The organism is Streptomyces sp. NBC_00328, from assembly GCF_036139655.1.
Lineage (GTDB): Bacteria > Actinomycetota > Actinomycetes > Streptomycetales > Streptomycetaceae > Streptomyces.
The window spans coordinates 5,646,536-5,667,108 of record NZ_CP108013.1 but is presented as its reverse complement, the minus strand read 5'-3'; the positions used below and the strand labels follow the sequence as shown (position 1 = coordinate 5,667,108).

Genomic DNA, 20,573 nt, shown 5'->3' with positions numbered 1-20,573 from the left:
CGGCCATGCTCAGGTATCTGCCCTTCCTGCTGGTCCTGGCGCTGTGGATCTACGCCTTCGTCGACTGCCTGAACACGCCGGAGGAGGAGGTCAGAGGCCTGCCCAAGGTCATCTGGGTCATCATCATCCTGCTCTTCGGCGAGGTGCTGGTCGGTCCGGTCGCCTGGCTGGTCGCGGGCCGCAACCGCCGGGGTCCGGCAGGCGGCTCCACGCCCTCCGAGTGGCACCGCAACCACCGCACGCAGTTCGTCGCGCCCGACGACAACCCCGAGTTCCTCAATTCGCTCAAGGCCGAGAACCGCAAGGACGAGTCCCTCCTGAAGGACTGGGAGGCCGACCTGCGGCGCCGCGAGGAGGAACTGAAGCGGCGCGAGGAGCAGACCAGGTCCGACGAAGAGTCCTGACGTGGAACTGCGCCTGCTGGTGACCTTCGAGAAGGTCGCGACCGTCCTGAGCTTCACCCGGGCCGCGGCCGAGCTGGCGTACGCGCAGTCCAGTGTGACCGGCCAGATCCGCGCCCTGGAGACCTCGCTCGGTACGGAGCTCTTCGACCGGCTGGGCAGCAGGATCCGGCTGACCGAGGCGGGCGAACGGCTGCTGCCCTACGCCCGGCAGATCATCGAGCTGACGGAGGAGGCGCGGGCCGCGGTCGTCGGCGCCGAGGAGCCCTCCGGCACCCTCACGGTCGGCACGATGGAGTCCCTCACGTCGTACCGGCTGCTGCCGCTCCTGGAGTTCTTCCACCACCGCCACCCCCGGGTGCGGCTGTCGCTGCGCACGACCATCGGCGACGAGACCCGTCAGGCACTGCGCCAGGGCACGTACGACGTCGGCTTCCTGATGGAGGCGGAGACCGAGCACGCGGGTCTGGAGGTCGCGGTGCTCGCGGAGGAACCCCTCGCGCTGGTCGCCGCACCCGGCGATCCGCTCGCCGGCACGGCACCGGCCACCGCCGACCTCACCGGCCACTCCCTGCTCGCCACCGAACCCGGCTGCGCCTACCGGGACTTGTTCGAGCGGGAGCTCAACTCCCTTGCCCCGGAGGCTTCTCCCGTCGACTTCACGGAGTTCGGCACGATCGAGGCGACCAAACGGGCCGCGGCGGCCGGCCTCGGGATCGCGTTGCTTCCCGAGGTGACGGTCGCCGCGGAACTGGAGCGGGGCGAGCTCGTACGGCTGGACTGGGAGCCGCCGTTCACGCTTTGGACGCAACTGGCCTGGCGAGCCGGGAAGCGGCTCCCGTCCCATGCGCGGCTGTTCGTGGAGCGGGCCCGGCAACTGGTGTCCGAGGAGTCCGGTCCGCGGGGGTGACCGAAGCGGCCTCGGCGATCCGGCGGGCCATGATGCTCCTGGCGCTCCCGGTGTTCCTGGGAAGCGTCACCTTCAGGCTGGCGGTCACGATCAGCGGGACGCCGAGGGCCTGGACGAGGCCGATGTGGTGGCCGTACACCGCCCAGTCCATGACCATCGCGACGGCCGGGTAGGTGAAGGCGAGCACGGCGATCTTCGCGGTCGGGAGCTTGGCGTACGCGGCGTACATCAGGACGTACATCAGCCCGGTGTGGACGACTCCGAGCCCGACCAGCCAGCCCCAGTCCGCGCCGGTCCCGCGCATCGCGCCGAAGTCGGCGAAGGGGAGCAGCAGCGGGATGCCGACGAGGACCTGGACGAGCGCGATGAGGTGGGGCCGTACGCCCGTGATGCGCTTGGTGACCAGGGTGGACAGCCCGTAGAGGAGCGCGGCGAGGAGTGCCTGCCCGAGGCCGGTGAGGTACGAGCCGCCGTTCGCGAAGTCGGCCGGGGAGACGCCCGAGACGAGGACGAGACCGGCGAAGGCGAGGGCGATCCAGCCGACCTTGGCGGCGGTGAGCCGTTCACGGAAGAGCAGGGCGCCCAGCAGCACCACGTAGAACGGCTGCGTGTGGTAGACGACGGTCGCGACGGAGATCGAGGTGTTCTCGTACGACTGGAAGAGCAGGACCCAGTTGAAGACGATGAACACCCCGCCGAGCGCGGCGAGTCCGAGCGTGCGCGGGGTGAAGCCGTGGCCCCGGAAGTAGCCCCGGGCCAGCGCGTAGCCGCCGAGGGCGAGCGCGCCGAACAGGACGCGGAAGAACACGACATTGAAGGGCGATGCCCCGGACTCGACGACGAAGACGCCGAGGGTGCCGGAGAGCATCATGGCGGCGGTGAGCTGGGCGATGCCCTTGTTCTCGACTGCGGTGGCTGAGGTCATGTGCCGAAGGTAGGAGCGGGACCCCCTGCCGGACCACGGCCCACTGGGGCGTCCTGCCGATGCCCCCATCGGCACCGCCGATGCGTACGGGCAGGCGGTCAGGCTCCGGCCTGGAGGCGGAGGCCCGCCAGGGTCAGGTCCAGCGCGGCGAGGAACTGCTCCTTGTCGTCGTGCCCGTCGAACTCGTCGACGATGTCGCGCACGAACGGGTACTCCTCGGCGTCGAGAGCACGCCACGTCTCGGTGTAGCGACCGAGGAACTCGTCGCGGTCCACGTAGCCGTCGAGCACCTCCTGGGGCGGCTCCTGCCCCAGGTCGGCGGCGTTGCCGACCACGACGCCCACGATGGCCGACACGGCGTAGAACCGCTGCTGCGGTGTGAGGTCGAGCCGAAGGGTCTGCTGTCCCAGCTTCTCGTAGAGCCGCAACGAGTTGCCCTGGACGTCGGTGCCGCGCATGAAGTGCGGACCCAGCCACGGCCGGTCCACGATCGCGTCGAACAGCGTGACGGCCATCACGCGCAGGTCGTCGATCGGGTCGCCGCTGCCGGTCTGCCCCTCGACGGCGGTCAGCACCCCGCCGAGTACGTGGTCGATGGCGCGGTCGAGCAGGTCGTCCTTGCCCGAGACGTACCAGTAGATGCTGCCGACGCCGGTGCCGAGCCGGGTCGCGAGGGCGCGGAGGGTCAGCGCCGGCTCGCCCGCCTCGTCGAGCAGGGCCACGGCCGCGCCGAGAACGGCCTCGATGGAGTGTGAGGCCCGTTGACGTCCCCGGGAAGGGCGATCGGCGGGTCGTGGTCGCGGGCCTGTCATGGCGTCCATCCAATCACAGCTTGCGCAATTATCGAACCTCGTTCTATTCTCGAACAACGTTCCATTGTCGAACGTCGTTCCATAGTCGAACGTCGTTCCGAGAGGAGGCCCGCCATGACCACGACCGCCATAGCGCCCGCCGCGTCGCGCACCTATCCGTCCCTGCGCGCGGCGTGGATTCCCCTGGCCGCGCTCTGCCTGGCCTTCTTCGTCGAGATGGTCGACAACACACTGCTCTCGATCGCGCTGCCCACGATCGGCCGGGACCTCGACAGCAGCACGACCGCGCTGCAGTGGGTCACCGGCGGGTACTCGCTGACGTTCGGCGGCCTGCTGCTGACGGCGGGATCGATGGCCGACCGGCTCGGGCGCCGACGTGTGCTGCTGGCCGGCCTGGCGGTGTTCGGCCTGCTGAGCCTGGCCGTCGTCGCGGTCACCACCGCGGGGCAGCTCATCACCTTGCGGGCCGGCCTCGGCATCGCCGCGGCGGCGATGGCCCCCATCACCAACTCGCTGGTCTTCCGGCTGTTCGACGACAAGGCGCTGCGGATGCGCGCGATGACCCTGATGATCGTCGTCGGCATGTCCGGCTTCGTCCTCGGCCCGCTGCTGGGCGGCACCGCCCTGGCCCACTTCCAGTGGCAGTGGCTCCTGGTCGTCAACGCCCCGATCGCGTTGATCGCGGCCATCGGCGTCCGTCTCGGCGTCCCGGCCGACCGGCCCGAGGACCTGACCCACGACAAGCTCGATCTGCCGGGCGCCTTCCTCAGCGTCACCGCCATCGGCCTCGCCTGCTACTCGCTGACCAGCGGCGTCGAGCACGGCTGGCTCTCCACGACCACACTCGCGTCGGTCCTCGGTGCCGTCATCGCGGGGATCGCGTTCGTGTGGCACGAGCACCGCAGCGCCTCGCCGATGCTGGACCTCCGCCTCTTCTCCGACGGCACCGTCCGCGGCGCCGCCATCGCGCAGATCGGCACGGCCATCGCGATGGCCGCCGTGATGTTCGGGCTGATCCTCCACTTCCAGTACGCCTACGGGTGGAGCCCCGTACGGGCCGGCCTGGCGAACCTGCCGATCATCGTGACCATGATCGTCGCAACCCCCCTGTCCGAGTGGCTCGCGGGAAGGTTCGGCCACCGCGTCGCCTGCCTGGTCGGCGCGGCCTGCCTGGCCGGCTCACTGGCCGGCCTGTCCTGGGGCGTCGACCGCGGCTACGGCGCCATCGCGGTCTGCATGGTCGTGATGACCGTCGGACTGCGGACCGTCATGACGATCTGCGCCATCGCGCTCGTCGACGCGATGCCGGGCAACCGCACGTCGATCGGCACGGCGCTCAACGACACCGCCCAGGAGGTCGGAAGCAGCATCGGCACCGCCGTGGTCGGCACCCTCATCGCCGCGCTGGTCACCACCCGGCTGCCCGCGGGCACCTGGAGCGACTCCCTGGTGGCGTCGTTCTTCCACGGCGAGCGGATCACCTACGCCGTGCTGGCGGTCGTCGTCGGCCTGATCGCGGCCGGCGGCGCACTCACCCTCACCGACTCCCACGTCACCGAAGAGCCCGCCTGAGACCTCCGCGCCGGGGCTGCCGAGTGCCACCACGCACGGCCGGGACCGCCGCCGAGACCGCTCAGCGGGGCGGCTCCTCGCGCAGGACGAGCGCGAGGAGGCCCGGGAAACGGGCGTCGAACTCCGCCCGGCGCAGCCGGTTGACCCGCTTGGGCCCCTCGTCGCGCTGCTCGACGAGACCGGCGCCGCGCAGCACGGCGAAGTGATGACTGAGAGCCGCCTTGCCGACCGGCACGTCGAAGCTTCCGCAGCTGCGGCTCCACTCGGCGGACCCCGCCAGTTCCCTGACGATCCGGATGCGCACGGGATCGGCGAGGGCGGTGAGGGCGGCCGGCACGGGGACCTCGTCGGGGTGGGTGTGCTCGGGCGCCGCCCGGTGACTGGTGCGCTCCGCCACGCCGGCCTCCCTGGCTCCCCTGGTCCGCTTGCAGAGTGTTCGATGAAAACCATACACTCCCGAGTGTTCGCTTTTCGTTGAACAGTCCACGGCGGGCGTGGGCTGTTCCGCCGGGCGTCAGCCGGAGGTGTGCCATGCGTACGGTCGAATTCCAGGAGTACGGCGGTCCCGAGGTCCTGCGGGTCACCGAGGCGAAGGCCCCCGGTCCGGGCCCGGGGCAGGTGAGCATCGACGTGGTCTACGCGGGCGTCAACTTCGCCGACCTCAAGGCGAGGTCGGAGGGCTACCGCGTACCCGGCCTCCCGTACGTGCCCGGTCTTGAGGTCTCGGGCCGGATCCGGGCGGTCGGCCCGGACGTCACGGGACTGCGGGTGGGCCAGGAGGTCGCGGCGCTGACGGAGGGCGGGGCGTACGCGGAGGTGACCGTGGCCGACGCCGTGACGGTCTTCCCGTTGCCCGACGGCGTCGGACTGCGCACCGGCGCCACACTCCCCACCGTCCTGCCCACGGCGTACGCGCTCCTGCACACCGTGGGCCGGCTCCAGCCCGGCGAGACGGTGCTCGTCCAGGGTGCGGCGGGCGGCGTGGGCACGGTGCTGGGCCAGCTCGCGAAGGCGGCCGGGGCGGGCGCGGTGTACGGCGTCGTGTCCAGCGCGCCGAAGGCCGAGTACGCCCTCGCCCACGGCTACGACGAGGTGTTCGTGGGCTCCTTCGAGGACGAGGTCCGCGCGGCGACCGCCGGCCGCGGAGTCGACCTGGCCCTGGACCCGGTGGGAGGCGAGACCCTCCGAGGCGGCCTCGCCTCCCTCGCCCCCTTCGGACGCCTGGTCTCCTTCGGCAACGCGAGCTCGGCACAGCCCTGGACGGTGGGCCAGCCGGAGCTCTACCCGACCGGCCTGTCGGTCGCCGGGTTCTCGATCCTCGGCCTGGCCCGAACGGCCCCGGCGGCCCTCCGCGACATCGCCGCGCGCGCGTTCGAAACGGTGGCCGACGGCACGGTGACCCTGCCGGTGACGGCGGAGTTCGGCCTGGAAGCGGCCGCGGCGGCGCACGCGCTGATGGGCTCACGAACCAGCACGGGCAAGCTGCTGCTGCGGGTGGCCACCGACGAGCGATCGTGACCCTGACTGCCGGACCCCGGCCCCAGGGCCTTCGTCCTGGCCCGCAGGACCGGAGATCCGCTGTCGGCCGCGGCGGTTCTCCGAGTGCTTCCTCGACGCGCCCTCGTGTTCCGGCGACGCGGGAGGGGCGCCCGGGGGACAGTGGATTCATGGAGCGCATCGATCAGGTACAGGCCCGCGCGTGGCTCGGGACCGCTCTGGCGGAGGCACGTGCCGGGCTCGCCGAGGGCGGTATCCCCATCGGGGCGGCGCTGTACGGCGCGGACGGCACCCTGCTCGGCCGCGGCCACAACCGCCGCGTCCAGGACGGCGACCCTTCGGCGCACGGCGAGACGGCCGCGTTCCGCGACGCGGGACGGCAGCGGACGTATCGCGGCACGACCATGGTGACCACCCTGTCGCCGTGCTGGTACTGCAGTGGGCTGGTCCGGCAGTTCGGGATCTCCCGGGTGGTCGTCGGCGAGGCGGCCACCTTCCACGGCGGCCACGACTGGCTCGCCGAGCACGGCGTGCAGATCGTGCTGCTCGACGATCCCGAGTGCACCGCGCTGATGCGCGACTTCATCGGGAAGAACCCGGCCCTGTGGAACGAGGACATCGGTGAATGACCCGGCGAACACCCAGGCGGACACCCCGGCGGATCCCCCGGGGACGGCGGCGGCCGGTACCACCGGACCCGCACACCCGGCGGCTCCCGGCATCCCCGGCGCCACCGCCGACCCCGCACACCCGGCGGCTCCCGGCATCCCCACCGTCGATCTGCGGCCCTGGTCCTCCGGGGACCGTGCCGCCCGTGCCGTGCTCGCCCGCACCGTCGACGACGCCCTGCGAACCGCCGGGTTCCTGCTCGTCACCGGCCACGGCGTGGACCCGGAGCTGCGCCGCGGCCTGCGGGAAGCCGCCCGCGCCTTCTTCGCACTGCCCGCCGGGACCAAGCAGCCGTACGCCGCCCGGGTCGGCGGGCGCGGCTGGCTCGGGCCCGGCGCCGAGGCCAACGGCTACGCGGAGGGCACGAAGACCCCGCCGGACCTCAAGGAGTCGCTGACGTTCGCGACGCACGAGCCGTTCGAGGACCCGGAGATCAACGCGCAGTGGTACGCGCCGAACGTCTGGCCCGCCGAGGCCCCTCGGCTGCGGGCGCTCTGCGAGGAGTACCTGGCCGCGATGGCCCGGCTGGAGAACGAACTTCTGGAACTGCTCGGCGAGGCGCTCGGCCTCGGACCGGACTTCTTCACCCGCCACATGGACCATCCGACGTACGGCTTCAACATCAACTGGTATCCGGGGACGGAGGTCGTCGGCGAGCCCGAGCCGGGCCAGTTCCGCATCGGGCCCCACACCGACTTCGGCACCGTCACCATCCTCGACCGGCAGGCCGGAAAGGGCGGGCTCCAGGTGTTCACGGACACGGACGGCTGGCAGGACGCTCCGTTCGACCCGGCGGCGCTGACGATCAACATCGGTGATCTCATGGCCCGTTGGACCGGCGACCGCTGGCGCTCGGGACGGCACCGGGTGCTGCCGCCGCCGGCCGACGCGCCCGCCGAGGAGCTGATCTCGCTCGTGTACTTCGGTGAGTGCACTCCGGGAACGCTGGTCGAGTCGGTGCCCGCCCCGGTCGGCCGGGTCGTGTACGAACCGGTGGATTCCCACGTATACCTACGCCGGAAACTCGATTCGATCACTGTCGGTTGAACGGTTGAACGTTTTCGTAACTGAACGGACACCGCATGGCCTATCCCGAACCAACCCCCCCTTCTTAAACTGTTGTTGATACACCTCACAGCAGCACATACGGAATGAGCCGGACCGCGGACCAGGGGGAGATGCGGTGCACACAGGGCTGCACGGCCGGGGGGCGCTGTTCGACACCGATCCGCCCGGACTCGCGTCACGACTGGTCGGCCTGCGTCCGTACCAGCTGCGCGCCACACCGTACGAACACCCCGGGGAACCGCCCTTCGTGATCTTCACGGGCGGCCGGGGACTGGGCAAGACCGCCGTGCTCCTCGCCCTGCGCGAGGCCTACCGCGGGCACACCCCGGTCGCCCTGATCGACGGCGAGGAACGGCAGTTCGCCGCGCCGCCCCCGGACCGTCCGGCCGAGTCCTGGTCACCGGTGGCGCAGGCGCTCACCACGGCCGCGGAACAGCTCGCCGAACCGGTGAAGGGAGCCGGACGCATCGGCTTCCCGCGGCTGTCGTCCGGCCTGCTGGCCGTGGCGGCGGGCGGCTGGAGCGACCGCGACGTGCCCCGCATCCGGCAGGAGGCGGAGCGCATCCTGCTGCTGAGCGAGACCGAGTCCTGGCTGTCGGGATTCGCGGGACGCTGGGTGAACAAGGTGATCTCCAAGCTCGTCGCGTCCATGAGCGGGACCGGCCCCGTGGTGGAGCCCATCATCGAGGCGACCCTGGAGGCCTTCACGGAAGGCGTCTCCCCGGCCCACCGCCGGCTGCGCAGGGCCGCCACCTGGTACCGGGACTACCCGAACGCGGGCGGCAGCCCCAAGCTCGCGCTGATCCTGCTCTCCCGGCACTTCCGGGCGGGCGGCGACTCCCGCAGACACGCCGAACGCCATCTCGTACGCGCCCTGCTGGCCGACCTCGACGACGCCTACGCGGGCGTCGTCCAGCGCTCGCACCGGCGGGGACGCCCGGTCCTGCTGATCGACAACGTCCAGGAGCCCGCGGGCCTCGGACTCCTGGAGCCGGTCCTGCGCGACCGCGCCGACGGCATCAAGGACCAGGCCGTCTTCTTCGCCACGCTACGGGGCGACTCGCATCCGGCGCTGCGCAACGCGGGCCGCCGCACCCTGCCCGAGACGGCCCGGGCCACCGGCTGGCAACCCGGCACCTCACCGTCCTCGCGCGCCCTGCTCGTCCCGCTGCCGCCGCTGACCCCCGACGACACCCTGCACATCATGGACACCGCGTCCGGCGGCCTCGGCGCCGGACCCTCGGGCCCGGCCGCCGTACCGTCCCAACTCCCCCACGCCACGCATCGGTTGACGGGAGGCAGCCCGCTCGGCATCACCCTGCTGGCCGCCTCGGTCCGGCAGAACCTGCCCGAAGGCGCCGACTCGCTCGGCACCTTGCTGACCGCCGACATCGCCCCGCACGAGGACCAGGCCGGCCGCCCTGCCTATCAGGAACTCCTCGGCCGGCTCGTCCCCGGCGGCCGCCTCGACGAGCTGACCGTGCTGGCCGCGGCCCACGACCGCGACTCGGCCTGCTCGCTCGCCCAGTCGCGGCTTCCGGAGGACTTCGGCGCGTCCGGCGTCCTCGACCTGGAGGAACGGCTCGCGTCGGAGGGCTGGGCGACGGCGGTGGGACAGTTCGTCGGCGACCCGTTCCTGCGCGCGCTCCTGCTGCTCAGGCTGCACCACGACGACGCGGACCACGCAGGATGGCAGGCGGTGCACCGCACCCTCGTCGACCACTACCAGGACCTGGGCATGACGGCCCCGGCGGACAGCGACCGCTACCGGCTGCACCACGAACTCGCCCTCGGGAAAGCGGACTTCGCGGTGGCGCACCTGCGCGACACCTTCCCCCGCGCCGACACCCGCGGCTGGCTGTCCGCACTGCTCTTCATCGCCTCCGCGCCCTACTACCACGCCCATGATCCGGACGGCCGCGACTTCGAGGGCCACGACCACCGCGCCTCCGTCGCCCTCGGCCGCACGGACGCCGCGCACCGGCCGCCGGAGGGCGTGGACCCTGTACTGCACCTGCGGGTACGGCGGTTGCTGCACGCGGTGTGGCAGCTCACCGACCCCTTGGTGCTGCCCGACCCGAGGGTGGCCGAGCGGCTGCGCTTCGAGCTGGAGCAGCTCTCGAACCTGCGGCCCGCGGGCAACGCCCTGCTGTGGCGGGCCTCGCGGGACTGGCCCGCCGACGCCCTGGCCGGCCGGCCGCTGGGCGTCCCGGACGACGAGGACGGAGGACGGTGATGGCTCGCTTATGGGCGTGGCTGCGCGAGGACATCTGGGAGATTCGTTTCCGCAGGTATGTCGCGCTGACCCTCGCCGCCGCCCTCGTGGGCCTCGGTGTCTGGGGCGGCATGACGGCGGCGAAGGTGGACCGGTCGTGCGCGCCGGGGGTCGTCCAGCCGAAGGACGGTGACGAGTGCGTGGGCGTCTCCTGGACGGCTTACACCTTCGGGCGGTCGCGGTTCACCGAGACCGTGCGGGCGATCGACCGCGAGAACCACCGTCTGGCTCCCGGCAGTTACGTCACCGTCGCCCTGCTCGAACCCTTCACCGCGACCGACGCCGACAACCTCGCCGACGTCCTTCACGAACTCCAGGGCGCCTACCTGGCGCAGTACCAGGCCAACCACGACACGACCGGGCTGAAGCCGAAGATACGGCTCGTGCTCGCCAACCCCGGTGCCACCGGCGCCTCCTGGCGGCACACCGTCGACCAGCTCGACCGGATGACCAAGGGCCCGGACCGGCTGCGCGCGGTCACCGGGGTCGGGGTGAGCACCGACAACAACAAGAAGGCGGTCGCGGAGCTCACCCGGCGGGGCATCCCGGTGATAGGGAGTTCGATCACCGCCGACAGCCTCGCCAACGGGCAGGGCGGCAAGGACCCCTTCCCCGGGCTCGCCCGTGTCTCCCCCACCAACACCGACGAGGCACGCGCCCTCGCCTCCTTCGCCAAGGTGTCGGCGGTCAACGCCTTCCTGGTCTACGACCGGACCGGCGATCCCTACACGCGCACGCTCCAGGCGTCGTTCGAGCAGATGCTCAAGGGCGCGCGTTCCGAGGCCCAGCCGTTCACCCCGCCCGCCGACCGCAGCAAGGAGGGAAGCACCGCCAACGTCTTCGCGCAGATCGCCAACATCCTGTGCAACACGCCGAAGACCACGAACACCGTCCTGTTCGCCGGCCGGCACACCCAGCTGCGGCAGTTCATCAACGCGCTGGGCGCCCGGGGCTGCTCCGACCGCCGCTTCACCGTGCTCACCGGCGACGAGGGCTCGTACCTCGCGGGTGACAAGGACCTCGACCCGGCCGCTCTGAAGGACCCGCTGCTGACCGTGCGCTACACGGCCCTCGCCCATCCGGACGCCTGGCCCAAGGACGGCGCGCGGACCGGCGGCAGCGCGGCCGACGCGAAGGTGCTCGAGCGGCTGGTGGCCGACGCGGCGCGGGAGCCGGCCGGCCCCATCGGCAAGGTCGCCCTCGACGACGGCCAGCTGATCATCGCGTACGACGCCATGCGGCTCGCGGTGCGCGGTATCCGCGGGGCCTCACCGACCGGGCGGATCCCCGCGCTCACCGACGTCGGCCACCAGTGGCCCCAGGTGAAGGGCGCCCAGCTCCGGGTGAACGGAGCGAGCGGGTGGATCTGTCTGGACGTCCACGGGAACCCGTACGACAAGGCCGTGCCGATCGTGGAACTGACCGACGACAGCCGCGCCCGCTTCGTGAAGATCGGCTGGCCGGACGGCAGGCCACCGGCTGCCCAGTGCCTGCCGCCGTCCTAGCCGACGTGGGCGTAGGAGTGCTTGCCGCTGACGAAGATGTTGACGCCGTAGTAGTTGAACAGCCAGCAGCCGAAGGCGACCAGGGCGATGTAGGCGGCCTTGCGGCCCTTCCAGCCGGCCGTGGCCCGCGCGTGCAGGTGGCAGGCGTAGGCGACCCAGGTGATGAACGCCCAGGTCTCCTTGGGGTCCCAGCCCCAGTAGCGGCCCCAGGCGTCGCCCGCCCAGATCGCGCCCGCGATGATCGTGAACGTCCACAGCGGGAAGACGGCGGCGTTCACGCGGTAGGAGAACTTGTCGAGCGAGGCCGCGGAGGGCAGCCGCTCCATGACGGAGGTGGCGAAGCTGCCGGGCTGTCCGCCGTTCACCAGCTTGTTCTCGTACGAGTCCTTGAAGAGGTACAGAATCGTGCCGACGGCGCCCACGTAGAAGACGGCTCCGCACAGGATCGCGGTCGAGACGTGGATGTACAGCCAGTACGAGTGCAGCGCGGGGACCAGCTGGTCGCTCGCGGTGTACAGGACGGTGACCGCGAGACCGAGGTCGAGCAGGACCGTGGTGATCAGCGGGAGGCCGAGCCAGCGGACGTTCTTCTTCAGCGCGAGCAGGACGAGGAAGACCCCGACGGCGACGGTGGAGAAGGTGATGTTGAACTCGTACATGTTGCCCCAGGGGGCACGCCGCACCGACATGGCGCGGGCGAGCACTCCGGCCGCCTCGACGCCCCAGGCCAGCACGCTCAGGGAGACGGCGATCCGCCCGTAGAGGTCGCCCTGCTCGTCCCCGCCGTGAGCGCCGGGCCCGTCGGGCACGTCCCGCGAGCCCGCCGCGGACCGGGTGACGACCGTCGGCCGTTCCAGCACGGTGGTCCCGCCGGCCTTGCGCACGGTGACCTCGGGGGCCGCGGCCGCCTTCGCGCCGTCGGCGGTGAGCGCGCTCGCGGTGCGGGAGACCTTGCTGCGGCTGCCGAAGAGCCACTCGGCGATGAAGGCGAAGAAGGCCAGGGTGTAGACGGCCATCGCGGAGTAGATCAGCGTGTTGCTGATGTTGGCGAGGTGTTCGTTGGTCGCGGTGGCCAGTTCGGTCACGGCGCCCAGGTCGTGTGCGGTGGCGAGCGTCACTGCTTCTTGGACCCTTCAGCGGCGGGTACGGGGGGTTCGGCGTCGGCGTCGGTGGGTGCCGCGTCTTCGTCGGGCTTGGTGGGTGCCTGTTCGTGCACGAGCGCGGCCAGGTCGCCGAGCTCCTCGGGAAGCTTCGCGGACTCGCTGCGGCCGAGCCCGGCCATCTCGACGACGGTGACACCGTCGTCGCCGGTGGTCGCCCGCACCCAGACGCGGCGGCGCTGGATGAAGAGCGAACCGGCGAGTCCGAGGATCGCGGTGAACGCCCCGGCCAGCGCCCAGTCACTGCCGGGCTGCTGGGTGACCTGGAAGTTCGCCCACTCCTTGATGTCCTTGTCGAAGGTGATCGAACCGGCGCCGTCCGGCAGCTTCATCGTCTCGCCGGGCCGCAGCCGCGACTTGAGGATCTCGCCCTTGGCGTCCTTGAACTGCTTCATGTGGGCGGTCTCGAGCTGGTACACGTTCTGCGGCAGGCCCGCGTCGACCCCCAGGCTGCCGTGGAAGCCGCTCAGCGCGAGCACGGGGTAGTCGAGCGCGGGGAACTGGGAGAACATGTCGCCCTTGCCCGCCCCGGCGAAGGTCGGCACGAAGAAGGCGGAGAAGCCGAGCTGTTCGCTCTTGCCCTGTGCGTTCCTGTAGCCGTCCATGACCTTGACGGCGCCCTGCGAGGTGACGTTGGAGTCCAGCGGCAGCAGGGGCACGGCGTCGTGGAAGACGACGTCGCCCTTGCCGTCCCGGACGGTCACGGTGGGCGCGTAGCCGTGGGCGGTCAGATAGACCTTCGTGTCGCCGATCACGAGCGGCTCGTTGACCTTGACGAGCCCCTCGCGCTCCTTGCCGTAGGCGCCCTCGCTGTAGGTGATCGCCGCCTGGTACGTGCGGGGCGTGCCCTTGTTGGGACCGTTCCGCTCGTAGGTGCCGGTGAAGTCCTTCAGGTCGAAGCTGAACGGTGTCAGGTCGTCGGTGCTGAAGAGGTTGCCGGACTTGAAGTCGTCGTAGGACAGGAGCGTGTTGGAGAAGCCGTCGCCCTCGACGATCAGCTTGTCGCCCTCGGACTTGAAGAGCTGGCCCCAGGCGAAGGCGACGAGCATCACGATCAGCGCGATGTGGAAGAGCAGGTTGCCGGTCTCGCGGAGGTAGCCCTTCTCGGCGGCGACGGCGTCCTTGTCGACGTGCGCCCGGAACCGCTTCTGCTTGAGTACCTTCAGCGCGATCTCGCGGACCTGCTCGGGCTCCGCCGCGGTGCGCCAGGTCGTGTACGCGGGCAGCCGGGTCAGCCGCCTCGGGGCGCCCGGCGGACGGCCGCGCAGCTGTCCGACGAACTGCCAGGTGCGGGGCACGATGCAGCCGATGAGCGAGACGAACAGCAGGATGTAGATCGCGGAGAACCACACCGAGCTGTACACGTGGAACAGGCCGAGCCGGTCGTAGAGCGGACCGAGGACACTGTGCGCGTCCTTGAACTCCTGCACCTTCGCCGCGTCCGTGCCGGACTGCGGGATCAGCGATCCGGGGATGGCGCCGAGCGACAGCAGGAAGAGCAGGATCAGCGCGACCCGCATCGACGTGAGCTGGCGCCAGATCCAGCGGACCCAGCCGGTGACCTCGCGGCCGGTCCAGGCGATCCATCCCAGGGCGCCGGGGGTGCGCGCGCCGCCGAAGGAGCCGGGCACCGCCGTCTCCACGGGCGCGGTGGACAGCTGGGAGGCGGCCTCGCCGAGCTCTCGGGCGTCCCGCGTCTCCCGGGAGGCCGGCGTGTCCTCGCCGGCCGAATCCCCGGCGCCGGCCGGTCCGGCGGTCTTGCCGGTGTCAGTGCTGCTCATGGGTCAGATCCCTACCGTGAAGCCGTCGGACCAGGTCTGCGCCTGCTGCACGATGCCGTCCCAGGCACCGGTGAGCAGGAGCAGGCCGGTCACGATCATCATTCCGCCACCGATCCGCATCACCCAGGCGTAGTGACGCTTCACCCAGCCGAACGCGCCGAGCGCCTTGCGGAAGGCGACCGCGGCGAGGACGAAGGGCACTCCCAGTCCGAGGCAGTAGGCGACCGTCAGTATGGCCCCGCGCCCGGCGCTCGCCTGGTCCATGGAAAGCAGGTTGACGGAGGTGAGTGTCGGGCCCAGGCACGGCGTCCAGCCGATGCCGAAGAGCGCGCCCAGTACCGGCGCTCCCGCGAGTCCGGTCACCGGGCGCCGGTGGAAGCGGAACTCGCGCTGGGTGAGCCAGGGCATCAGCCCCATGAAGAACACGCCCATCGCGATCATCAGCGCGCCGAGGATCTTGCTGAGGATGCCGTTGTACTCGTGCAGCGTCGAGCCGAAGTACCCGAACAGGGCCCCGCCGGAGACGAACACGGCGGTGAAGCCGAGCACGAACAGACTGGCCCCCGCGACCATCCGCCCCCGTCTGGCCTCCGCCAGGTCCGTGCCGCTGACCCCGGTGACGTACGACAGATAGCCGGGCACCAGCGGCAGGACGCAGGGCGAGAAGAAGGAGACGAGCCCGCCGAGCACGGCGATGGGCAGCGCGAGCAGCAGGGCGCCGCTGTAGACCGTGGTGTTCATGCCGGTCGGGGCGGCGAGGTTCGTGGACGCCAGGAGTAGGGACACGCCGGTCACTTCTCCGCGAGGACGGGGTCGAGCATCTCGTGCAGTTTGTCCTCGCTGAGCGCCTGCAGCGTGCGGGCCGCGATCTTCCCGTCCCGGTCGATGACGAGCGTGGAGGGGATCGTCTGCGGGTTGAGCGTGCCCTTCTTGAACCGGAGCATCAGCTTGCCCGTCGGGTCGTACAGACTGGGGTACGTGACCTTCTGCTCCGTCTCGAAGGCCTTCGCCAGTGAGGTGCTGGCGTCACGCGTGTTGATGCCGACGAACTGCACGCCCTGCCCGGCGGTCTCCTTGGCGACCTTGACGAAGTTCGGCGTCTCGGCCCGGCACGGCGGGCACCAGGAGCCCCACACGTTGAGGACGACGACCTTGCCCTTGTAGTCCGCGATGTCGAGCTGCTTGCCGTCGACGGTCTTTCCGGAGAGGTCCGGGACGGCGTCCCTCGACCCCTTGGCGACGGTGGAGATGCCGTCCTTGCCGGAGACGTAGTTGCTGTTGCCCGCGCCGCCGGAGGTACCGCCGGAGGTGCACGCGGACAGCACGAGCGCGGCGACGGCGGCCCCCGCGGCGTACAGGGCGGCGCGGGGGCGGTTCGGGCGCTGGTCTGCGCGGCAGGCGGCACTCATGTGAAAAGTTTCGCATGCCCGTTTCGGGGATCTTCCGCACCCCCCTTGCGGGTGGAAACCCGCATTTCAGGCGGCCTGTCCCCGAAGGTAGCGGTGCCAGCCCCCGCCGGGCTCCTCGGCCACGTCCATGGCCTGGAGTTTCGCCAGTACTTCGGGCCGCTGGACGTCGAGCCAGTCCACGAACTGCCGGAAGGAGACCATGCGCACGTCGGAGCCCTTCTGCTTCTCCCGGGCGATGTGGGTGAAGACGTGTTCGACGGCGTCCATGTAGATACCGCCGTTCCACTCCTCGAAGTGGTTGCCGATGAAGAAGGGCGCCCGGTTCGTCTCGAATGCCCGCTTGAATCCCGCCACGTACGACGCGGAGGCCTGCGTGCGCCAGCCCGGGTAGTTGTACGAGGGCGCCCGGGTGGTGGCGACCGACTGGTTGGCGAGGATGTTGTAGTCCATCGAGAGGACCTCGAAGCGGTGCCCGGGGAAGGGCATCGCCTGGAGGGGCAGGTCCCACAGCCCTTCCTTCTTCTGCGGCCAGCGCTGGACACCGCCGGGCGAGGAGGCGTCGTAGCGCCAGCCGAGCTCCTTGGCGGCGGGCAGCAGGCTGTTCTGGCCGAGCAGGCACGGGGTGCGGGCGCCGATCAGCTCCTTCTCGTAGTCGAAGGGCAGCGGGGGCAGATCGGTCCAGCCGGTGTTGGTGCGCCACTCGGTGACGAAGGACTTGGCCTGCTCGATCTCGCTGGCCCACTGCCGGGACGTCCAGTTGCCGACCGAGCCGGAGCCGCCGCAGAAGTGGCCGTTGAAGTGGGTGCCGATCTCGTGGCCGTCGAGCCAGGCCTGACGGACCAGCTTCAGGGTGGAGCGGACGTGATCGTCGCTCAGATAACCGATGTCCGAGGCGCCGCGGGGGTTGTTCGGCGGGTCGTAGAGGCGCTTCTTCGACTCGGGCAGGAGATACAGCCCGGAGAGGAAGAACGTCATGTGCGCGTCGTTCTCCCTGGCGAGCCGGAGGAAGCGGTCGAAGAGGCCGGTGCCGACCTCTCCGGCTCCGTCCCAGGAGAAGACCACGAACTGCGGCGGGGTCTCGCCGGGTTCGAGCGGCACGGGAGCCAGCGGCTGGCGCGGCTGCTTGCCGGTGTAGGCGGTGGACCCGTCGCCGATGAGACGTACGGCCGGCTTCTTCGGGGCGCCCGGACGGCCGGTGCCGCCGGTGGGGGAAGGGTCAGGATGCCGCTTGGCCTCCTTGCCCGAGGTGGTGCCGCACGCGGCGAGTCCGAGCGCGGTCGCCGCACCCGCACCGAGGCCGATCATTCCCCTTCGGCTGACGTCGCGCATACGGTCCTCTTTTCATCGCACCCTCTCAGCTGACTCTCAGCTTGTATCCCATGAGAGGGCGCGATGAAGTCGCGGGTTCCCTTTAACGCGCGCGGATTTATATGATTTTACGAAGATGCGCCCATTTGGCCCGACTCTTCGCTTTCGACTGTCAGGCCCCGAATGCCTTGTCCTTGCCCTTCACCGGCTTGGCGCCCGCGAGGAGATGAGCCGGCACCAGATCGCGCGCGGGCTCCGTGTAGCCCACGGACACGATCTTGTCGCCGCGGTAGGTGAAGGTGGTCAGGGACGCCAGGGTGCACTGCCGCTTGCGCGGGTCGTGCCACAGCCGCCGCTTCTCCGCGTAGCTGCGGACGATCCAGATCGGCAGCTGATGACTCACCAGCACCGCCTCGTGGCCGCGCGCGGCGTCCTTGGCGGCGTCCAGCGCACCCATCATGCGGACGACCTGGTCCACGTACGGCTCACCCCAGGACGGCTTGAAGGGGTTGACCAGGTGCTTCCAGTTCTCCGGCCGCCGCAGCGCGCCGTCCCCGACCCCGAAGGTCTTGCCCTGGAAGACGTTGTCGGCCTCGATGAGCCGCCCGTCCGTCGCCAGGTCGAGCCCGTGGGCCTTCGCGATCGGCGTGGCCGTCTCCTGCGCCCGCTCCAGCGGCGAGGCCACGACATGCGTGACATCGCGCGAGCCGAGGTGCTCGGCCACCCGGTCGGCCATCTGCCGCCCGAGCTCGGACAGGTGGTACCCGGGCAGCCGCCCGTAGAGCACCCCGTCCGGGTTGGCGACCTCGCCGTGGCGCATCAGATGGACGACGGTGATGTCCCCCGCGCCGTTCTTGTCGCTGGTCCCGCTCATGCCGTGGCCTCCGCCGCTGCCCGCGCCGCCGCCGGAAGGGCGTCGGCGATCCTCTGAACCGCCTGGTCGTCATGGGCCGTCGACACGAACCACGACTCGAACGAGGACGGCGGCAGGTAGACACCCTGCGCCAGCATCGAGTGGAAGAACGCGGTGTAGCGGAAGGACTCCTGCGCCTTCGCGTCCTCGTAGTCGCGCACCTCACGTCCCGTGAAGAAGACGGAGAACATGTTGGAGGCGCTCTGCAGACGGTGGGTCACACCCTCCTTGGTGAGCGCCTCGGTCACCAGCGCCTGGATCCGCCCCGACACCGCGTCGATCCTGTCGTACGCGGCCTGGTCGAGCAGCCGCAGCTGCGCGAGCCCGGCGGCGGTGGCGACGGGATTGCCCGAGAGCGTGCCCGCCTGGTACACCGGCCCGGCCGGCGCGAGGTGCGCCATCACGTCCGCGCGGCCACCGAACGCGGCGGCCGGGAAGCCGCCGCCCATCACCTTGCCGAAGGTCATCAGGTCCGGACGCACACCGTCGATCCCGTACCAGCCCGCCCTGCTGGTGCGGAAGCCGGTCATGACCTCGTCCGAGATGTACAGGGCGCCGTTCTTCGCGCAGGCGTCCTTGAGGCCCTGGTTGAAACCGGGCGCCGGCGGCACCACACCCATGTTGCCGGGCGAGGCCTCCGTGATCACACAGGCGATCTCGCCGGGGTGCGCGTGGAACGCGGCCTGCACGGCTTCGAGGTCGTTGTAGGGCAGGACGATGGTGTCGGCGGCCTGGGCACCGGTGACACCGGGCGTGTCGGGCAGCGCGAAGGTCGCGACCCCGCTGCCCGCCGCGGCGAGCAGCGAGTCGACGTGGCCGTGGTAGCAGCCGGCGAACTTGATCACCTTCGTGCGCCGGGTGAACCCGCGGGCCAGCCGGATGGCCGACATGGTCGCCTCGGTGCCGCTGGAGACGAGCCGGACCTGCTCGACGGGCTCGACGCGGGCGACGATCTCCTCGGCGAGGGTGACCTCCCCCTCACCGGGCGTACCGAAGGACGTACCGCGCGCGACGGCCTCCTGAGCGGCGGCGACCACCTCGGGGCGGGAGTGCCCGAGAATCATCGGACCCCAGGAACAGACGAGGTCGACGTACTCACGGCCGTCGGCGTCGGTCAGATACGGACCGGTACCGGACACCATGAACCGGGGCGTACCGCCCACGGCCCGGAAGGCGCGCACCGGAGAATTCACGCCACCTGGTGTGACGGCCGCCGCACGGTCGAACAGCGACTGCGAGGCTGGGGCTTCGTAGGGATAAGGCAGTTCGGTCATGACCTGCGACGTCTCCGACTCCGGGGGGCTAGTGACCTCCTCAGGGTAGGCCAGGGGCTCCGGTGGGCCGCGCGGGGAAGACCGGGGCGCCATGAACGGACGGCCCCGGCCCGACGTAAGGCTCTCCACAGAGGAATGATCCCGGCCATCGCCGGGCCGGTGTGACGCAGCCCGGTATGACAACCGGGTCGCTTCGCCCGGCCATCTGCGAAACTGGGACCAGAACGGACAGCTCACATGAACGACGGTGTTCAGGGGCCGCGAAGATCCCGCGGACAGGTGTTTCGGCGTACGTTTCGGCGTGCGACCGTGGGGGAGGTCACTGTCACGATGATCGGGTTGCGTGGCGGGGGTCGCGCGACTTAGAAAAGCAGTCGGGTGGAGATATGCATCGCGGTGGACTGGGCGAGGGGACCGACGACCTCAACCCTCGGCGTGCCCGGCGGGGGAAGCACCGGCGTGAGGCGGAGGAAGCGGCCGGCAGAGCGGGACAGGCACAGGGATCGCAGGGTGACCCCGACGAGCGGATCGATCGCGCGGTCGAACGACTGCGGGCGGAGAGCGGGAATGGTGGCCGAGTGGGGGTGACGTACAAATACTTCGGCGCGCCCGACGGCGCTACGGCCGCCAGGGTCCCGATCTCGATGCGCCCCGAAGAACTCGGCGGCGACGAACTCGGCATGAACGGCATGTTCACCAAGATCAAGCCGGAGACGATGGCCGCGATGGTCCTCACCGGCATAGAAGGCGTCCCCCTGAACAAGGTTCCGCCTCTGGAGCTTGTCGTCCTGCACCCCGACTACGCCGTGGTCAAGCTCCCGATGACCGTCGTCGACCCGCTGCGCGGCCTGGGCGAGGAGGCCGTGGGCGCGGCCGCCTTCATCTGGTCCACCGTCCCGGACCGGGGCGGCCCACGGGACGCCTTCAACGTCTACCAGCTCCTGCACGAGTGGCAGGACTTCTCGCACCGCCTGCACGAGGCGGGACATCAGCCGTACTGCCTGGTGTGGCCCTGATCCGGGCTTCCTGAGCAGCGGGCGGGGTTTCCGGACCCCGCCTTCTTCATGCCCCGGGGACGGTCGCGGACGATCACC

19 protein-coding genes are annotated in these 20,573 nt (G+C 70.7%); 9 read left to right on the top strand and 10 right to left on the bottom strand.

The window, feature by feature from the left end; all coding sequences use genetic code 11:
* Positions 1-5 precede the first annotated feature (5 nt).
* Together OG485_RS24845 and OG485_RS24840 are read left to right on the top strand one after the other, a co-directional pair.
* A complete protein-coding gene (locus OG485_RS24845; protein WP_328670768.1) occupies positions 6-404 on the top strand; it encodes a PLD nuclease N-terminal domain-containing protein in 399 nt (132 codons plus the stop codon).
* Between the two features lies 1 nt (position 405).
* A complete protein-coding gene (locus OG485_RS24840; RefSeq protein WP_328670767.1) occupies positions 406-1,311 on the top strand; it encodes a LysR family transcriptional regulator in 906 nt (301 codons plus the stop codon).
* On the opposite strand, the gene OG485_RS24835 is transcribed toward OG485_RS24840, so the two are convergent.
* A complete protein-coding gene (locus tag OG485_RS24835) occupies positions 1,196-2,236 on the bottom strand; it encodes a DMT family transporter (protein WP_328670766.1) in 1,041 nt (346 codons plus the stop codon). The genes OG485_RS24840 and OG485_RS24835 overlap by 116 nt on opposite strands.
* A gap of 98 nt (positions 2,237-2,334) precedes the next feature.
* On the bottom strand, positions 2,335-2,982 hold the full coding sequence (locus OG485_RS24830) for a TetR/AcrR family transcriptional regulator (RefSeq protein ID WP_328674615.1): 648 nt from the start codon (positions 2,980-2,982) through the stop codon (positions 2,335-2,337).
* Positions 2,983-3,162: 180 nt separating this feature from the next.
* Between OG485_RS24830 and OG485_RS24825 the strand changes: the two genes are divergently transcribed.
* Positions 3,163-4,620, top strand: coding sequence for an MFS transporter (locus OG485_RS24825; RefSeq protein ID WP_328670765.1), 1,458 nt, complete (start codon positions 3,163-3,165; stop codon positions 4,618-4,620).
* A gap of 61 nt (positions 4,621-4,681) precedes the next feature.
* On the opposite strand, the gene OG485_RS24820 is transcribed toward OG485_RS24825, so the two are convergent.
* On the bottom strand, positions 4,682-5,017 hold the full coding sequence (locus OG485_RS24820) for an ArsR/SmtB family transcription factor (RefSeq protein ID WP_328670764.1): 336 nt from the start codon (positions 5,015-5,017) through the stop codon (positions 4,682-4,684).
* A gap of 134 nt (positions 5,018-5,151) precedes the next feature.
* On the opposite strand from OG485_RS24820, the gene OG485_RS24815 reads away from it, so the two are divergent.
* From OG485_RS24815 to OG485_RS24795, 5 genes are all read left to right on the top strand, one after another.
* Positions 5,152-6,138 (top strand): quinone oxidoreductase family protein, encoded by a 987-nt coding sequence (locus OG485_RS24815; RefSeq protein ID WP_328670763.1) that lies wholly within the window; start codon positions 5,152-5,154, stop codon positions 6,136-6,138.
* 149 nt (positions 6,139-6,287) lie between these two features.
* Positions 6,288-6,746 carry a nucleoside deaminase gene (locus tag OG485_RS24810; protein ID WP_328670762.1) on the top strand — a complete coding sequence of 153 codons (459 nt, stop codon included), beginning with the start codon at positions 6,288-6,290 and terminating at the stop codon, positions 6,744-6,746.
* A gap of 91 nt (positions 6,747-6,837) precedes the next feature.
* A complete protein-coding gene (locus OG485_RS24805; protein WP_328674614.1) occupies positions 6,838-7,833 on the top strand; it encodes an isopenicillin N synthase family dioxygenase in 996 nt (331 codons plus the stop codon).
* Positions 7,834-7,969: 136 nt separating this feature from the next.
* Positions 7,970-10,090, top strand: coding sequence for a hypothetical protein (locus OG485_RS24800; RefSeq protein ID WP_328670761.1), 2,121 nt, complete (start codon positions 7,970-7,972; stop codon positions 10,088-10,090).
* Entirely contained in the window at positions 10,090-11,634 is a 1,545-nt protein-coding gene (locus tag OG485_RS24795; protein WP_328670760.1) for an ABC transporter substrate-binding protein, read from the top strand. Before OG485_RS24800 ends, OG485_RS24795 begins: the two co-directional genes overlap by 1 nt.
* Here the strand turns inward: OG485_RS24795 and ccsB are convergent.
* From ccsB to hemL, 7 genes are all read right to left on the bottom strand, one after another.
* Positions 11,631-12,752 (bottom strand): c-type cytochrome biogenesis protein CcsB, encoded by a 1,122-nt coding sequence (gene ccsB, locus OG485_RS24790; protein ID WP_328670759.1) that lies wholly within the window; start codon positions 12,750-12,752, stop codon positions 11,631-11,633. The two genes, OG485_RS24795 and ccsB, sit on opposite strands and share 4 nt — an antisense overlap.
* Positions 12,749-14,575, bottom strand: coding sequence for a cytochrome c biogenesis protein ResB (gene resB, locus OG485_RS24785; protein ID WP_328670758.1), 1,827 nt, complete (start codon positions 14,573-14,575; stop codon positions 12,749-12,751). The genes ccsB and resB overlap by 4 nt, the downstream gene beginning before the upstream one ends.
* Positions 14,576-14,578: 3 nt before the next feature.
* Entirely contained in the window at positions 14,579-15,316 is a 738-nt protein-coding gene (locus OG485_RS24780) for a cytochrome c biogenesis CcdA family protein (RefSeq protein ID WP_328674613.1), read from the bottom strand.
* A 50-nt stretch (positions 15,317-15,366) separates the two neighbouring features.
* A complete protein-coding gene (locus tag OG485_RS24775) occupies positions 15,367-15,984 on the bottom strand; it encodes a TlpA family protein disulfide reductase (protein ID WP_328670757.1) in 618 nt (205 codons plus the stop codon).
* A gap of 66 nt (positions 15,985-16,050) precedes the next feature.
* Entirely contained in the window at positions 16,051-17,313 is a 1,263-nt protein-coding gene (locus tag OG485_RS24770) for a hypothetical protein (protein ID WP_328670756.1), read from the bottom strand.
* 151 nt (positions 17,314-17,464) lie between these two features.
* Positions 17,465-18,166 (bottom strand): histidine phosphatase family protein, encoded by a 702-nt coding sequence (locus OG485_RS24765; protein WP_326786237.1) that lies wholly within the window; start codon positions 18,164-18,166, stop codon positions 17,465-17,467.
* Complete coding sequence (gene hemL / locus OG485_RS24760) at positions 18,163-19,479, bottom strand: glutamate-1-semialdehyde 2,1-aminomutase (RefSeq protein WP_326786238.1); 1,317 nt, start codon at positions 19,477-19,479, stop codon at positions 18,163-18,165. Before hemL ends, OG485_RS24765 begins: the two co-directional genes overlap by 4 nt.
* A gap of 578 nt (positions 19,480-20,057) precedes the next feature.
* Here hemL and OG485_RS24755 point away from each other — a divergent pair.
* Positions 20,058-20,495, top strand: a complete 438-nt coding sequence (locus OG485_RS24755; RefSeq protein ID WP_326790851.1) for a hypothetical protein — start codon at positions 20,058-20,060, stop codon at positions 20,493-20,495.
* The last annotated feature ends 78 nt before the right edge of the window (positions 20,496-20,573 follow it).

Coding starts and splice junctions, on each gene's coding strand:
- OG485_RS24845 (WP_328670768.1), top strand. CDS start 6: ATGCTCAGGTATCTGCCCTTCCTGCTGGTCCTGGCGCTGTGGATCTAC.
- OG485_RS24835 (WP_328670766.1), bottom strand. CDS start 2,236: ATGACCTCAGCCACCGCAGTCGAGAACAAGGGCATCGCCCAGCTCACC.
- OG485_RS24825 (WP_328670765.1), top strand. CDS start 3,163: ATGACCACGACCGCCATAGCGCCCGCCGCGTCGCGCACCTATCCGTCC.
- OG485_RS24815 (WP_328670763.1), top strand. CDS start 5,152: ATGCGTACGGTCGAATTCCAGGAGTACGGCGGTCCCGAGGTCCTGCGG.
- OG485_RS24810 (WP_328670762.1), top strand. CDS start 6,288: ATGGAGCGCATCGATCAGGTACAGGCCCGCGCGTGGCTCGGGACCGCT.
- OG485_RS24795 (WP_328670760.1), top strand. CDS start 10,090: ATGGCTCGCTTATGGGCGTGGCTGCGCGAGGACATCTGGGAGATTCGT.
- resB (WP_328670758.1), bottom strand. CDS start 14,575: ATGAGCAGCACTGACACCGGCAAGACCGCCGGACCGGCCGGCGCCGGG.
- OG485_RS24780 (WP_328674613.1), bottom strand. CDS start 15,316: ATGAACACCACGGTCTACAGCGGCGCCCTGCTGCTCGCGCTGCCCATC.
- OG485_RS24775 (WP_328670757.1), bottom strand. CDS start 15,984: ATGAGTGCCGCCTGCCGCGCAGACCAGCGCCCGAACCGCCCCCGCGCC.
- OG485_RS24770 (WP_328670756.1), bottom strand. CDS start 17,313: ATGCGCGACGTCAGCCGAAGGGGAATGATCGGCCTCGGTGCGGGTGCG.
- OG485_RS24765 (WP_326786237.1), bottom strand. CDS start 18,166: ATGAGCGGGACCAGCGACAAGAACGGCGCGGGGGACATCACCGTCGTC.
- hemL (WP_326786238.1), bottom strand. CDS start 19,479: ATGACCGAACTGCCTTATCCCTACGAAGCCCCAGCCTCGCAGTCGCTG.